Origin of the sequence: Streptomyces albidus (ex Kaewkla and Franco 2022) (genome assembly GCF_013870515.1) — a bacterium.
GTDB classification, from domain to species: Bacteria; Actinomycetota; Actinomycetes; order Streptomycetales; family Streptomycetaceae; genus Streptomyces; species Streptomyces albidus.
On sequence record NZ_JACBXA010000158.1, the window covers coordinates 1 to 13,940 of the forward strand.

At 68.9% G+C, this 13,940-nt stretch carries 12 protein-coding genes; 9 read left to right on the forward strand and 3 right to left on the reverse strand.

Annotated features, from left to right (window positions below; genetic code table 11):
• Positions 1-140: 140 nt before the first annotated feature.
• The gene (locus H5J26_RS20870; protein WP_181767443.1) at positions 141-752 is read left to right on the forward strand and encodes a hypothetical protein; all 612 of its coding nucleotides are present in this window, start codon (positions 141-143) and stop codon (positions 750-752) included.
• A 5-nt stretch (positions 753-757) separates the two neighbouring features.
• Positions 758-1,759, forward strand: coding sequence for an SRPBCC family protein (locus H5J26_RS20875; protein WP_181767444.1), 1,002 nt, complete (start codon positions 758-760; stop codon positions 1,757-1,759).
• 162 nt (positions 1,760-1,921) lie between these two features.
• Here H5J26_RS20875 and H5J26_RS20880 read toward each other — a convergent pair whose 3' ends face one another.
• The 3 genes from H5J26_RS20880 to H5J26_RS20890 all read right to left on the reverse strand — a co-directional run bounded on the left by H5J26_RS20880 (position 1,922) and on the right by H5J26_RS20890 (position 3,828).
• The gene (locus H5J26_RS20880; RefSeq protein ID WP_235980874.1) at positions 1,922-2,608 is read right to left on the reverse strand and encodes a hypothetical protein; all 687 of its coding nucleotides are present in this window, start codon (positions 2,606-2,608) and stop codon (positions 1,922-1,924) included.
• A 66-nt stretch (positions 2,609-2,674) separates the two neighbouring features.
• Positions 2,675-3,217 (reverse strand): DUF6114 domain-containing protein, encoded by a 543-nt coding sequence (locus tag H5J26_RS31590; RefSeq protein WP_235980875.1) that lies wholly within the window; start codon positions 3,215-3,217, stop codon positions 2,675-2,677.
• A complete protein-coding gene (locus H5J26_RS20890) occupies positions 3,208-3,828 on the reverse strand; it encodes a DUF6230 family protein (protein WP_181767445.1) in 621 nt (206 codons plus the stop codon). Before H5J26_RS20890 ends, H5J26_RS31590 begins: the two co-directional genes overlap by 10 nt.
• 625 nt (positions 3,829-4,453) lie before the next feature.
• Between H5J26_RS20890 and H5J26_RS20895 the strand changes: the two genes are divergently transcribed.
• The 7 genes from H5J26_RS20895 (at position 4,454) to H5J26_RS20925 (ending at position 13,827) form a co-directional block, all read left to right on the forward strand.
• Complete coding sequence (locus tag H5J26_RS20895; RefSeq protein WP_309238003.1) at positions 4,454-5,554, forward strand: LacI family DNA-binding transcriptional regulator; 1,101 nt, start codon at positions 4,454-4,456, stop codon at positions 5,552-5,554.
• Between the two features lie 128 nt (positions 5,555-5,682).
• The gene (locus H5J26_RS20900) at positions 5,683-6,933 is read left to right on the forward strand and encodes a sugar ABC transporter substrate-binding protein (protein WP_181767447.1); all 1,251 of its coding nucleotides are present in this window, start codon (positions 5,683-5,685) and stop codon (positions 6,931-6,933) included.
• A gap of 4 nt (positions 6,934-6,937) precedes the next feature.
• Entirely contained in the window at positions 6,938-7,921 is a 984-nt protein-coding gene (locus tag H5J26_RS20905; protein WP_181767448.1) for a carbohydrate ABC transporter permease, read from the forward strand.
• Entirely contained in the window at positions 7,918-8,787 is an 870-nt protein-coding gene (locus tag H5J26_RS20910; protein WP_181767449.1) for a carbohydrate ABC transporter permease, read from the forward strand. Before H5J26_RS20905 ends, H5J26_RS20910 begins: the two co-directional genes overlap by 4 nt.
• A gap of 182 nt (positions 8,788-8,969) precedes the next feature.
• Complete coding sequence (locus H5J26_RS20915; RefSeq protein WP_181767450.1) at positions 8,970-10,820, forward strand: GH39 family glycosyl hydrolase; 1,851 nt, start codon at positions 8,970-8,972, stop codon at positions 10,818-10,820.
• A 95-nt stretch (positions 10,821-10,915) separates the two neighbouring features.
• Positions 10,916-12,316 (forward strand): glucoamylase family protein, encoded by a 1,401-nt coding sequence (locus H5J26_RS20920; RefSeq protein ID WP_181767451.1) that lies wholly within the window; start codon positions 10,916-10,918, stop codon positions 12,314-12,316.
• A 98-nt stretch (positions 12,317-12,414) separates the two neighbouring features.
• Positions 12,415-13,827: a sulfatase gene (locus H5J26_RS20925; protein WP_309238004.1), complete on the forward strand. Its 1,413-nt coding sequence runs from the start codon at positions 12,415-12,417 to the stop codon at positions 13,825-13,827.
• The last annotated feature ends 113 nt before the right edge of the window (positions 13,828-13,940 follow it).

The following is a 13,940-nucleotide window of genomic DNA, read 5'->3' on the forward strand; positions in this document are numbered from 1 at the left end:
GAAGGCACCCGCCCGGCTCAACAGATCGGGCGCCCCGTCACGCCCCGTGCGTTGATGGAGGCATGACGCCGTAGAACACCGCCAGTCCGGCTCCCGGCCCGGGGGCTGCTGGAGGCGCGAGAGGACGGAGTGCACCACTCATGAGTGACAGCACGAGGGCCGCCCTCGCGGCGAGCGTGGCCGCCGGCTACCTGCTCGGCCGCAGCCGCAGGACGAAGCTCGCGGTGGCAGTCGCGACGTATCTGGCGAGCGGCAGGCTTCGCGCCAAGCCGCAGGAGCTCCTCGCGGCGGGCGCGGGCAAGCTCGGCGAATCGCCTCAGCTCTCCCAGCTGACGGAACAGGTGCGCACCGAACTGCTGACGGTGGGACGGCAGGCACTCAAGGCCGCGTTCGACCAGCGCCTGGGTACCTTCGCCGACTCGCTCGCCGAACGGACCAAGTCGCTGGGCCAGACCATGGACTCGCTGGCCGAAGAGGCACGGGACGAGGAAACCGACGAGCAGACCGACGAGGAACCGGAGGAAGGCGAGGAGGAGAGGGGCGAGGCGGAGAGGGACGAGGAGCGGGGTGACGGCGAGGGCCGTACCTCCGCGAAGCAGCGCAGGAAGTCCACGGGGTCCCGCCGCGAATCCACCGATTCGTCCTCCTCCCAGCAGAAGGCGGCGAAGCGACCCGCGAAGAAGGCGCCGCCGAAGAAGGCGGCCAGGAGGACCACCCAGAAGTCGACTGAGCCGTCCCGTCGCCGGAGGTAGCAGCCATGCCGCAGCAAGGAAAGGGCACGAGCACCCGCGATGCCGACGGGTCGGGGATGGACAAGCTGCGTGACGAGCTCTCCAAGTACCTGATGGCCAAGGCGTCCGGTCTCGTGAGTTCGGCGGGGCAGAAGGCGGGCGGGCTGGCCGAACGCGTCGCCGAGGGAGCGACGCCGGGCGACGCCCTGCCCAAGCCGGTCGCGAAGCTGCTCCAGGGTGAGTCCCCCGCGAAGGCGGTCGGCGGTCAGGTGGCGCAAAGCGTCAAGGACAAGACCGTCGGCAAGGTCAAGGAGCTCTTCGGCGGAGGCGGCAAGGCGGGGAACAAGAAGGTGACGAGCATCATCGAAGTGCTCGACATCGGGCTTCCGTTGCGCCGCGTGTACGACCACTGGACGGAGTTCGAGCAGTTCAGCAGCTTCATGAAAGGCGTGGTCGAGGCGTCACGCGCCAAGGACGAGGAGGACGTCACCTCCGACTGGACGGTCAAGGTCGGTCCGTCCAAGCGCAGTTGGAAGGCCACCATTTTGGAGCAGGTTCCCGACAACCGCATCGTGTGGAAGTCGACGGGCGACAAGGCGACCACTCATGGCGGCATCTCCTTCCACGAACTGACCCCGGGCCTCACCCGGATCGTGGTCGTCGTCGAGTACAGCCCCGGCGGGTTCTTCGAGAAGACGGGCAATCTCTGGCGGGCCCAGGGCCGCAGGCTGCGCCTGGACCTGAAGCACTTCCAGCGCTACGTGACGCTGGGCGTCCAGGAGGTACCGGAGGGCTGGCGCGGCGAGGTGCGCGAGAGCGAACTCGTGCGCAGCCACGACGAAGTGCTCGCCGACGACGAGGACGGCGAAGAGCGGGACGAGGATTCCGGGGTGGAGGAGGAGGGGGAAGAAGAGGGCGAGGAGTACGAGGACGAGGGTGAGGACCAGGGGGAAGAGGGCGAAGACGAAGGCGAGTTCGACGACGAGGACGAGGAGTACGAGGAGGAAGGGGAGGACGAGGGCCGGTAGCCCGGTCTTCGCCGTCCGCAGACTCCAGCCGCGCCACCGGCGCATGCACAGGCCCTCGGCCTTCTCCGCCTCGTGGGAGCGGAGAGAACCGAGGGCTCGTCGGCCGTTTCCACGCCTGACCCGCGGCACGGCGGTGGGGATGCCGTGCCGCGGAGGCGTGGATCAGGAGGTAACGGCCACGTCTGCGTCGGGGTTCGTCGTGTCGGTGATCTCGTAGGTGGCGCTGAAGTCGGAGCTGGTGGAGCTCGTCGGGCAGCCGAATCCGCCCTCGACCTTCACGGGCACGGCGGCGGCATCGAAGGTGAGCGTGGCCGGCGACCCGTTGGTCCACTCACCGGTGGCGGTGGCCGCCTCGTCGGGCGCGGCGGTCACGGTGCACTCGGCAAGTCCGCTGGTCTTCAGGACGAACCCGCCGGTGGGCATGGTCAGCCCGGCGGTGCTCGGTGCGCCGTTCTGCATGGAGACGGTCCAGTCGCCGCTGGTCGTCACCGTGGCGTCGACGCCGGGCAGGCTGCTCGAACAGGAGTCGTACGTCGGTGCGTTGGTGCCGGAGACGACCGCTCCGGCATCGTTGTGGTTGCCGGGTGCGGCGGGGATCTGCCCCGAGGCCTCCGAGACGGTGCAGGTGACGGTCACAGCCCCGGCCGTGAAGCTGGCCTCCCCGGCGAGGGTCGCGGCGTACTCGTCCCCGGCCGGTGTGACCGTGGTCGATTCGGCCGCGGCCCGCGTGGGTGCGTCGGTCTGTGCGGTGGCGCTCGCGGCGCCGGCGACCGTCAGTGCTGCGGCGGCGGTCAGGCCGGTCACCACTACTCGTAACGACCGGGCGTGCAGGTGGCGCGTGCTCATCATGCGGCTCCTCATGTCTGCATCGGTGGGGGTGAAGCAGAGATGGCACTCGTGCGCTCGGTCTTGCCCTTACGACCGGGGAGTCCCGCCGGTCTTGGAGGGGTCGTCGTCCGGGGAGACGGAGAAGGCAGCGGCGAGCGAGGAGAGCGTGGTGTCGGGCTCTGCCTTCTCCTCGCCCGCCCGTTTCAGGGGGGCCTTGCTCTCGTGTGCGGTCTTCTCCGTCTCCGTCCCGGGTTCGCTCCCGGGTTCTTCAGGCGGGTCGGCGGGCACGGGTCGCCACGCGAAGATCAGCGCGCCGCCGACCACTCCCAGAAGGGTGCCGATCATGAAGCCGCCCAGGTTGGACAGCACCAGCGCGGCCGCCGCCAGCAGGACGGTCAGGATGCCGGCGAGCCCCCGGTACTGCGGGGAGAACCAGGCGCTGAGTCCCAGGACGACGAGGATCAGGGCGAGCACCACCGAGGGGATGCCGGCGGTTCCCTGGTGCAGCATCACCTTCAGCGGGGCCAGCGGGATCACGCCGATCTCCGCCCCGGCGACGACGGTCAACAGACCGCCCCAGAAAGGCCGGCCGCGGCGCCACCCGCGCCACCGGCGCCAGATCAGAAGCATTCCTTCGTGCCCTTGTTCACCTTCATGTTGAGGTCGGCCAGCCTGAACTTGCCCGCGTTGGTGGCCCAGGCGGTCTGACGCAGCTTGTCGATGTGCACGTCGTCGGCCTGCTGTCCGAAGAGGTCCTGGAGGCCCTTGCCCTTGGAGGGGCCCTTGTCGAGGGTCGACGCGTCGCGGCCGATCTCGATGTTGTTGAAGGCGGCGCTGCCGGAGAGCTGGGTCGCGTCGACGAAGAGGTCGCTGGCCTCGACCGGCTTCTTGCCCGTACCGGCGGTGAGGTTCAGCGAAATGCTGCCTATGACCGGCAACTTGGTGACGACCGACTGGCACAGGTTGTCCATCTCCGCCGTCTTGATGGCGGTGACCGCGACGGGGATCAGTTCGCCCCGGGCGTTGCGGTCGACGCTGCCGTACTGCGCGAAGCCGTCGCCGTCCAGGCTGGTCGCCGACACCTTGAACTGCTGTCCCGATACGGCGAACGATGCGGCGAGCGCCCCGTTGGCCAGTGCGATCGCCAGGGCGGCGGTCGCGGCGAAGCCCGGCACGCAGAGAACGGCGAACTTCCGCCAACTCGTGCGTCCCGTCAGCTGTCTGCCGTGCGCGTCCTTCATGGTGATTCCCCTTGTGAGCAGTGTGGCGTGCGTGACCGTGGTGTGGGGGATGTGGTGCACGTGCGTGGTACTGAGGGGGGATCGCACAGAAGGCGTTCCTGCTGTGCGGAACAGTTACTGGCGAGTCAGGTTATGGATACGAGCCAGGCGCGGCAAGGTTTCGCGCAGATGACTTTCCGCCGAAGAGCAGTTCACGGGGGCGAACTGGTGCACACCGGACGGGACTTGGGAGACGCGGATCACAACACCCCTGCCCTGACCAGGTCCGCACCACCAGGTGTTACCGGGAGTAGCAGCGAATCCGGGTGCTCGCGGGGGCATACATGGACCCCGAACGACCGTACGAGCAGGCCCAGTTGGTCGACTCGGTGGCTGAAACCCGCGATTCGCCGTCGATGATCTCGTCCGTACCGGCAGGCCCGGCGGGATTCACAGGACGGTCACAGACCGGAGCGGGCAGAGGTCGTCCCGCAGATCGGAGGAGCGCGAGAGGCGATCCCGGCGGCTGTGCGGGGACCCGGCGGGGCAGAGGGCTTCTTGCCGACCGCTTCGCAGGCGGCGTACGATGAATGCGCTTTCAATCCACAGGCCGCCACGGCCGGAGCAGGCAGGAGAGCGTCGGCGCGTGAGTGCTCCCACCGTGTACGACGTCGCCGGACAGGCAGGCGTCTCCATCGCGACAGTTTCGCGAGTCTACCGCGCCCCCGATTCCGTGCGGGCGCGTACGCGTGAGCGCGTGCTGGAGGCGGCGCGCGAGCTCGGCTACGTACCCAGCGGCAACGCACGTGGCCTGGCCAGCAGGAACACGCGGGTTCTGGGGCTGTGCTTCCCCGACTACGCGGACCCTGACGCCGAGGACGCGGACGGCGACTACGGCGACGCGGAGTTGATGCTGTACTCCGACGAGATAATCCGCGGCATGGAGCGCGCGGCCCGCCGCCACGGCTACGCCCTCCTCATCGCGGCCTCGCTCGCCGAGGGCCCCAAGAGTCTGGTGGCCGACGTCGCCGGCCGCGTCGACGGCTTCGCCGTCCTCGCCCGTACGGTGCCCACCGAGGAGCTCGAAGTCATCTCGCGGCGGTTGCCGGTGGTGATGCTGGCGGGCCCGCGTGAGGACGCCCCGCTGGACCACCTCGACCATGTAGAGGTTGCCAACTTCGACGGCGAGCTGGCGCTGACCAGGCATCTCATCGCAGACCACGGCCTTCAGCGGCTGGCGTTCGTGGGCAGCAGCGAATACTCGCCCGACGGCGAGGCCCGCTTCCGCGGCTTCCAGGCGGCACATCTGGAGGCCGGCCTGCCGGTGCCCGCGCGGCCGGACGTACGCGCCGCCCTGACACAGGGGGACGGCCGGCGAGCCGTCTCGGAGCTGCTCGACCGCGGGGGCGAGATGCCCGGCGCGGTGGTCTTCGCCAACGACCAGATGGCGGTCGGCGCCCTGTCCGAGCTGAGCCGCCGCGGGGTGCGGGTGCCCGAGGATCTGGCGGTCGCCGGCTTCGACGGGATCCCGCTGGGACGCCTGGTGACTCCGGCCCTGACGACCGTGCGGCAGCCGATGCGCCGGCTCGGCGAGGAAGCCGTGGAACTGCTGGTGGCGAGGCTGGAGGACCGCGAGCGGGAGCCCGAGTCACGGGTGCTTCCGGTCTCCGTGATCCGGCGGTCGAGCTGCGGCTGCACGCCTCGCAACGGCACCCCGCCGAACGGGGCTTCCGTTACGCAGTCGTAATCCCCTTGACCCTTGCACGGCCGGGCAGTCGCTCACAGAGTATGTATGCGCTTACAGACCTTCTTCAGGGTTTCAGTTTCATCTCTGCGCGCATCATGCCCCGCTCCGCAATCGAGGAGGAGCCCTCCATGCAGGCCATCCCACGCATCGCCGCCGCCACCGCGGCCACGGCCGCCTTCGCGCTGCTGCTCTCCGCCTGCGGCAGCGGGGGCAGCGAGCAGACCTCCGCCAAGGACAAGCAGACCCTCACCGTCTGGGGCATGGGAGAGGAGGGCAAGCACCTGGCGAAGATCGGCAAGGAGTTCAACAAGAAGCACCCCAACATCACCGTCAAGGTCACTCCGGTCGGATGGGACGTCGTCCACCAGAAGCTTGTCTCCGCCGTGGCCGCCGGCGAGCTTCCCGACATGGCCCAGATGGGCAGCACCATGCTGGGTGAGTTCATCGAGCTCGACGCGATCGAGCCGGTGGACGAGAAGACCTTCAAGAAGGACGACTACTTCCCCGCAGCATGGAACGGCGGTGTGAAGGACGGCAAGGCCTACGGCGTGCCCTGGTACGTCGACACCCGTGCCCTCTACTACCGCACCGACCTGGCGAAGAAGGCGGGCGTCGACGAGCCGCCGGCCACGTGGGAGGACCAGCGCAAGCTCGCCGAGGCGTACAAGGACAAGGCGAAGACGAAGTGGGGCACCTACAACCAGCCCGCCAACACCGGCGTCTGGCAGACCTGGCTGCCCTTCCTGCACTCCGCGGGCGGTGAGCTGCTGGACAAGTCCGGCAAGCCCGCCCTGGACTCGCCCGAGTCGGTCGAGGCGCTGACCGAGTACGCCCACTACTTCGAGAAAGGCCTGTCGAGGAAGAGCTCGCCGCCGGACTACGACGTGGTCAAGGACTTCGGCACCGGTGACGCCCCGATGTTCATATCCGGCCCCTGGATCGTCCAGAACATCCAGGACCAGCAGCCGCAGCTCAAGGGCAAGTACGCCACCGCCCCGCTCCCCGCGGGCAAGTCCAGCACCTCGTGGGTCGGCGGTGCCAGCCTGGTCACCTTCAAGGAGAGCCAGCACAAGGCCGCCGCCGAGGAGTTCACGAAGTACCTCACGGACACGAAGCAGCAGGCCGCCTGGTACGAGATGGCCAAGTCGCTCCCCGCGAAGGAAGCGGCCTTCGACGAGCCGCAGCTGAAGAACGCGCCCGAGCAGCTGGCCGCCTTCGAGGAGCAGCTCAAGACGGCCAAGACGGTTCCGCCGCTCGCCAAGTGGGAGGAGTTCGCCTCCAAGATGGACGAGGGCATCGCGCGTATCTCGCAGAAGGGCGAGTCGCCCGAGAAGGCCGCCGCCTGGATGCAGAAGGCGACCGAGGGCCTGGTGGACTGACCGGATGTCGACCACCACCGCAACCCGGAGGGGAGTCCCGGGCCGCGCCGGCAAGGTGCGGCCCGGGGCAGGGCCGGGGAAGGGCGCGGGGCCGCGACGCCGGGACCGGCTCAGCGTGCAGAACCTCCCGGGCTGGATGTTCTCCACCCCGTTCGTGGCGCTGTTCCTGACGTTCATGGCCGTGCCCATCGTCGCCACGCTCGTCATGAGCTTCACCGACTTCGGGCTGACGAACGTCAGGGACCCGTTCTCCACGGAGTTCATCGGCTTCGAGAACTACACCCGTCTCCTCGACGACGAGAGGTTCACGACGGCCCTGTTCAACACGGGCTACTTCGTCGTCCTCGGCGTGCCGCTGACGGTGGGCGCCGGCCTCGTCGCGGCGGTGCTGCTCAACTCCGGCATCGGCCGGATGCGGACCTTCTTCCGGGTCGGCTTCTACGCGCCCGTCGTCACCAGCATCGTCGCGGTGGCCGTGGTCTGGCGCTTCGTACTGGACCCCGCCGACGGCCTCATCTCGGGGCTGGCCTCCGAAGTGGGTCTCACCTCCCCCGACTTCCTCGGGTCCAAGGCACTCGCGATGCCTTCGCTGATCATCATGGCCGTGTGGCGCAACATGGGCACGGCGATGGTCCTCTTCCTCGCCGGGCTCCAGGGCATCCCCACCGAGGTACGCGAGGCGGCCCGGCTGGACGGCGCGAGCATGTGGCAGGAGTTCCACCGGATCACGGTGCCGCTGCTGCGGCCGACGATGCTCTACGTCTGCGTGATGACGACCATCGGATTCCTCAACGTCTTCGAGGAGCCGTTCGTGATGACGGAGGGCGGCCCGGACAACAGCACCCTGACCGTCTCGCTCGACATGTACCGCGAGGGCTTCAGCTTCTTCCACATGGGCTACGCCAGCGCGATGGCCTACGTGCTCTTCACCGTCATTCTCGCGATCACCCTGCTCCAGCTCCGCCTGCTGAAGGACAAGACCCGATGACCGCCCAGGTGAGCGACACGGCCAGCCGTACTCTGCACAAGGGCGAGCGGTCCGGCAGAAGGCTCACGCTGACCGCGCTGTGGGTCGGCGTCGTGGTGATGGTGACGCCGTTCCTGTGGATGGTGCTCTCCTCGTTCAAGTCGGAGCGGGACCTGGGCGCCAGCCCGACGGTCTGGATCCCGGACGAGTGGACCCTGATCCACTTCCGCAAGCTGCTCGACCTGCTCGACATGGGGTCCCACTTCTTCAACTCGACGCTGGTCGCCACGGCCGTGACCGGGTGCAACCTCGTCTTCTGCTCCATGCTCGGCTACGCCCTGGCGAAGCTGAACTTCGTCGGCAAGCGGCCCCTGTTCGGGCTCGTGCTGGGCTCGCTGATGGTGCCGCACAACCTGATGCTGATGCCGATGTTCGTGATGGTCAGCAAGATGGGCCTGATCGACTCCTACGCGGCGCTCATCCTGCCCTTCGCAGCGGGTGCCTTCGGCGTCTTCCTGATGCGCCAGTTCATGTCGGCCATCCCGGACGAGCTGCTCGAGGCGGCCCGCATCGACGGGGCGGGCGAGTGGTTCATCTTCTGGCGGATCGCGATGCCGCTGGTCAAGCCCGCCCTGGCCACGCTGGCGATCTTCACGTTCCTGCAGTCCTGGAACAACTTCCTCTGGCCGCTGGTGGCCACGAACGACCCCGACAAGTACACGCTCCCGGTCGCGCTGGCCACCTTCGCCATCGACCCCACGAAGACCAACGGCTCCAACGGGGTCCTGATGGCCGGGGCCTTCCTGGTCGTGCTGCCCGTGCTGGTGGTCTTCATCGTCCTGCAGCGCTACTTCACCCAGGGCATCGCCACGGCCGGCCTCAAGTAGGCCCGGTCAGGCGCCCGTTACCCGACCGCACCCGCCCCCCACGTCCGTACGCACCACCGAGCAAAGCCCCGCACCACGCCGCACCCGTACAGCGCACCACGCCGCGCCATCGCCACATCTCCCCGCCTGCGGTGAGGAGACCCCATGGTGTATGCGCATCCATTGAGAGGTGAAACCCCACCATGACCGAGAAGAACGCCGCTCGCCTCGACTGGGAACAGCGCATCGGCCTGCCCAGCGACCAGCCGCTGGCCGGTACCTCGGACCTGCCCGCCCCCAACGGGCTGCGCTCCGAGGACGGCACCGGTCATGTGCTGCTCGACTGGCAGCCCGTCGAGGGCGCTCTGGGATACCTCGTGCACCGCGCGGACACCGTGGACGGGCCGTACGAGCCTCTCGACCACCGGGGCGGGGACGTGCTCGCCGTGCCCGAACCTCCCTACGCGGACTCACTGGTCGAGCCGGGCCAGGGCTACTGGTACAAGGTCGCCTCCTGGACGGACCACGGCGCGGGGCCGCTCGACGGGGAGCCCGTACGCGGGTGCCCGAAGGCGCCGGGTTCGCAGCCGGCCGCCGTCAGCGTCTCCGTGGACGCCTCCGCCACGCCCGTCCAACTCCCGCCCGTCTGGAACCGGATGATCGGCGCCGAGCACTTCTCGATGCTGATCTGGGACGAGCCCGGCCCGGGCGGCGCCGACGTCGCCAAGGAGTACGCCGACGCGCTCGGCATCGTCCGCGACGAGCTCGGCGTCCGCACCGTACGGGCGCACGGCACGTTCCTGCCCGAGTGCGTCAGCGTGCGCGAGGACGGTTCCTTCGACTTCTCCGGAATGGACGAGGTCTACGACCGCTTCCTGGCGACCGGACTGAAGCCGGTCGTCGAACTCTCCTTCATGCCAGCGGAGTTGGCGCTCGATCCCGAGTACACCATCTTCGAGTACAAGGGCATCGCCTCCGTCCCCCGCAGCTGGGAGCGCTGGGGCGAGCTGTGCCGGGAGGTGACGGTGCACCTGCGTGAGCGCTACGGCGCGGACGAGGTGGCCACCTGGGAGTTCGAGGTCTGGAACGAGGCCAACCTGGAGGTCTTCTGGAACGGCACCCAGGCGCAGTACCACCTGCTCTACGAGACCGCCGCGCGCGCCGTGAAGAGCGTGGACCCACGCATCAGGGTCGGCGGCCCCGGATCCGCCGCGGCCAAGTGGGTCGGCCCGCTGCTGGAGCACTGCCGCGAGAACGACGTGCCGATCGACTTCGTCTCCACGCACACCTACGGCAACGCCCCGCTGGACTTCCGTCCAGAGACCCGCTCCTTCGCGGAGGCGACGGGCAAGCCCGAGCCGGAGATCCTGTGGACCGAGTGGGGCGTCACCCCCACGCACTTCCACCGTGTCAGCGACTCCGTCTTCTCCGCGCCGTTCGTGCTGCGCGGCATGAAGAGCGCCCTGAAGTCGACCGACGCCCTCGCCTACTGGGTGGCGACCGACCACTTCGAGGAGCTGGGGCGCCCGCCGAAGCTCTTCCACGGCGGCTTCGGCCTGCTGACCGTGGGCAACCTGCGCAAGCCGCGCTTCTGGGCGCTCTACCTGCTCTCGCAGCTCAGCGGCGGCCGGATCCCGGCAGCCGTGAGCGGCGACGGCGCGGAAGCGCTCGTGGAGTCCCTCGCCACCCGTGCCGAGGACGGCTCCACTGTCGACGTCCTGTGCTGGAACGGAACGCTGGACCAGACGAAGCTCGACGGAGCGGCGTCCCTCGGCCGCAACGCCACCGTGGAGGTGAAGGGCCTCACGGCGGACGCCGGTTACACGGTCTCGGTACGCCGTGTGGACGAGACGCACTCCAACATCAAGGCCGTCTGGGACGGGATGAACGGCGGCGACTGGCCGGACGCCCAGCAGTGGGCGCAGCTGAGGGAGGCCGACGAGATCTTCGCGGACGAGCCGACGACGGTGACCGCCGGAAGCGACGGCACCCTCTCCGTCTCCGTCGACCTGCCGATGCCCGGAATCCGCGCACTACGCCTCACCAGGGTCTGAGGGTCCGTACCCTCTCCGGACCCCCTTCCGGACTCCCCGTCCACCGCGTCATCCCGGCTTCCCCTCTTCCGTACGAACGAAGGAGTCGCACCACCATGAAACGACGGACAATCCTCGCGGCCGGAGCCGGTGCGTCGGCCGCCCTCACGCTCGGCGCCTCCGCCTCCCCCGCCTCGGCGGCGGGCAGCAACACCAAGGCGCTGCTGCACCGCTGGTTCGAGGACACCTACCGCTCCATCGAAGCGATGCACTCCGACCTGGGGCTCGCCACCGACAAGATCGACGTCAGCGGCGCAAAGCCGAAGCGGAGCGTCCAGACCTCGCCGACCAACATCGGCTGCGGCCTGTGGTCCACCGTCGCGGCGGCCGGTCTCGGCGTGATCAGCGACCGTACGATGCGCAAGCGGCTCCAGGGCACCGTCACGGCCGTGGAGAAGCTCGAGCGGGCTCACGGCTTCTGGCTGAACTGGTACGACGCCGACACCGGCGCCGTACTCACCGAATGGCCCGAGACCGGTGACCCGGTGAGGCCCTTCCTCTCCTCCGTCGACAACGCCTGGCTGGTGACGGGTCTGCGCATCGCCGCCGAGGCGGACCCGTCGCTGCGCCCCCGCGTGAAGAAGCTGCTCTCGACGGCCGACTGGGGCTTCTACTACACGCCGTTCGACCCCGCCGACCCGGCGAAGAACCCGGGACAGATACACGGCGGCTACTGGACCGACGACGACACCTTCACCGGTCACTGGTACGGCGCGCTCAACACCGAGCCGCGCATGGCGAGTTACCTCGGCATCGCGGACGGCAGCCTCCCGAGCGAGCACTACTGGCACACCTTCCGCACGATGGTCCCGGAGAACGAGCAGGAGCAGATCCCGGAGGGCGAGTACGTAACGGTCGACGGCGTGAAGGTCTGGCGCGGCCACTACACCTACCGCGGCCGGAAGTTGATCCCGAGCTGGGGCGGCTCGATGTTCGAGGCGCTCATGGTGCCGCTCTTCGTGCCGGAGGGCGAGTGGTCGCCGAAGGCGTGGGGCGTGACGCACAAGCGCTACATCCGCAGCCACATCGAGCACGGGCTGGAGGAGGAGAAGTACGGCTACTGGGGCTTCTCCCCCGCCAACATCCCCTCGGGCGGCTACAGCGAGTACGGCGTGGACGCGATCGGGATGACGACGGAGGGCTACAACTCCAAGGGTGTCGTCACACCTCACGCGTCGTTCCTGGCCATGCAGTTCGAGCCCGGGGCGTCCGTCGCCAACCTGCTGAAGATCGCCCGTGACTTCGGCGCGTACCACGACGGGCTCGGCTTCCGTGACTCCGTCGACGTGCGTGAGGGAACGGTCAGCGACTTCATGCTGGCGCTCGACCAGGGCATGGTGGCCGCCGGTCTCGCGCAGGTTCTCAGGCCCGGCCTGCTTCAGCGCCCCTTCCGCTCCGGCGGCTTCTCCAAGAACGTCCGGCCGTTGCTGGCCAAGGAGGACTTCGGCATAGCCTGAGGCTGCTGCAAGACAACCCGTACCGCTGTCGGCAGCGCCGGTGCCCCCCACGGGCCGGCGCTGCCGTCAGCTTTTCCACGCGGAAGGCCAGGCCCGAAGTGCGCCCCAACATCGTGCTGTTCATGACGGACGACCACGCAGTGCCGGCCATCGGCGCGTACGGGAGCGTGATCAACCGGACTCCCGCCGTGGACGGTCTGGCCGCATCGGGAATGCGCTTCGACAACACCTTCTGCACGAACGCCATCTGCTCACCGGCCCGCGCCACCCTGCTGACGGGGACCTACAGCCACGTCAACGGCATGACCTCGCTCGAAGGCCCCGACCACACCTTCGACGCGAGCCAGCCGAGCTTCCCCGAGATGCTGCGCGAAGCCGGCTACCAGACCGCCATCATCGGCAAGTGGCACCTCGGCCACGGCGGTGGGAGCGACCCGCGCGGCTTCGACCACTGGGAGATCCTTCCCGAGCACGGCGTCTACCACGACCCGACGTTCCTCACCGCAGAGGGCGAACGCACGTACAAGGGCTACGTCACCGACATCATCACCGACCTCGCACTCGGCTGGCTGGACCGCCGCGACCCCGACCGCCCCTTCGCGCTGCTGATCCAGCACAAGGCGCCGCACCGCGCCTTCGAGCCCGCCGACCGTCACCGGAACCTGTACGCGAACGAGGACCTCCCGGCGCCCGCGACCCTCCACGACGACTGGACGGACCGCGCCACCGCCGCGGGCGAGGCGCGGCTGAGGATGGCCGACCTGCAGCCGTTCGACCTCAAGGAACCGGTCCCGGAAGGTCTTTCGGAGCACGAGGAGCGGGAGTGGCGCTACCAGCGCTACATCAAGGAGTACCTGCGGGTCATCGCCGGACTGGACGAGAACGTGGGCCGGGTCCTGCACTTCCTGGAGACCGCGGAGCTGTCCGAGGGGACCGCCGTCGCCTACACCTCCGACCACGGCTTCTTCCTCGGTGAACACGGCTGGTTCGACAAGCGGTTCATGTACGACCCGTCCATGCGCATCCCTCTCGTCATGCGCTGGCCGGGCGTCGTCGCTCCGGGTTCCGTCAACGAAGACCTCGTGGCGAACGTGGACTTCGCGCCGACACTGCTCGACATCGCCGGAGTCGAGCCGCCCGCGCGCATGCAGGGCCGCAGCCTGCTGCCGCTGCTGCGCGGCGAGACCCCCGACGACTGGCGCACCGGGGTGTACTACCGCTACTACATGCACCTGGACCGGGACCACAACGTCCAGGCGAGCTACGGCGTCCGCACCAGGACGCACAAGCTGATCCACTACCCCGGGCACGGCTCCGGCGCGTCGGGTGCGAGCGACGAACGGCGCGAGCCCGAGTGGGAACTCTTCGACCTCGTGGAGGACCCCGACGAACTGCACAACCGCTACAGCGACCCCCAATACGCCACCGTCGTAGGGGAGTTGAAGGAGCAGCTGGCGTCGTTGCAGGAGCAGTACGGGGACACGCCCGAGGGCGTCGTACCGACGCGCTGAGCTGGAAGGGGAGTCGGTGACCGTTCCCACAGGTGGCGAGCATCCACCCGCGTGCTGCGCGCCCGCCCGATCCGGCGCGGATGTACGACTACTACCTGGGCGGCCGGGACAAC

What these genes read in the sequence shown, in the direction of transcription:
- H5J26_RS20875 (WP_181767444.1), top strand. Translation starts at nt 758, where the DNA reads ATGCCGCAGCAAGGAAAGGGCACGAGCACCCGCGATGCCGACGGGTCG.
- H5J26_RS20915 (WP_181767450.1), top strand. Translation starts at nt 8,970, where the DNA reads ATGACCGAGAAGAACGCCGCTCGCCTCGACTGGGAACAGCGCATCGGC.
- H5J26_RS20910 (WP_181767449.1), top strand. Translation starts at nt 7,918, where the DNA reads ATGACCGCCCAGGTGAGCGACACGGCCAGCCGTACTCTGCACAAGGGC.
- H5J26_RS20900 (WP_181767447.1), top strand. Translation starts at nt 5,683, where the DNA reads ATGCAGGCCATCCCACGCATCGCCGCCGCCACCGCGGCCACGGCCGCC.
- H5J26_RS20920 (WP_181767451.1), top strand. Translation starts at nt 10,916, where the DNA reads ATGAAACGACGGACAATCCTCGCGGCCGGAGCCGGTGCGTCGGCCGCC.
- H5J26_RS20890 (WP_181767445.1), bottom strand. Translation starts at nt 3,828, where the DNA reads ATGAAGGACGCGCACGGCAGACAGCTGACGGGACGCACGAGTTGGCGG.
- H5J26_RS20905 (WP_181767448.1), top strand. Translation starts at nt 6,938, where the DNA reads ATGTCGACCACCACCGCAACCCGGAGGGGAGTCCCGGGCCGCGCCGGC.
- H5J26_RS31590 (WP_235980875.1), bottom strand. Translation starts at nt 3,217, where the DNA reads ATGCTTCTGATCTGGCGCCGGTGGCGCGGGTGGCGCCGCGGCCGGCCT.
- H5J26_RS20870 (WP_181767443.1), top strand. Translation starts at nt 141, where the DNA reads ATGAGTGACAGCACGAGGGCCGCCCTCGCGGCGAGCGTGGCCGCCGGC.
- H5J26_RS20880 (WP_235980874.1), bottom strand. Translation starts at nt 2,608, where the DNA reads ATGATGAGCACGCGCCACCTGCACGCCCGGTCGTTACGAGTAGTGGTG.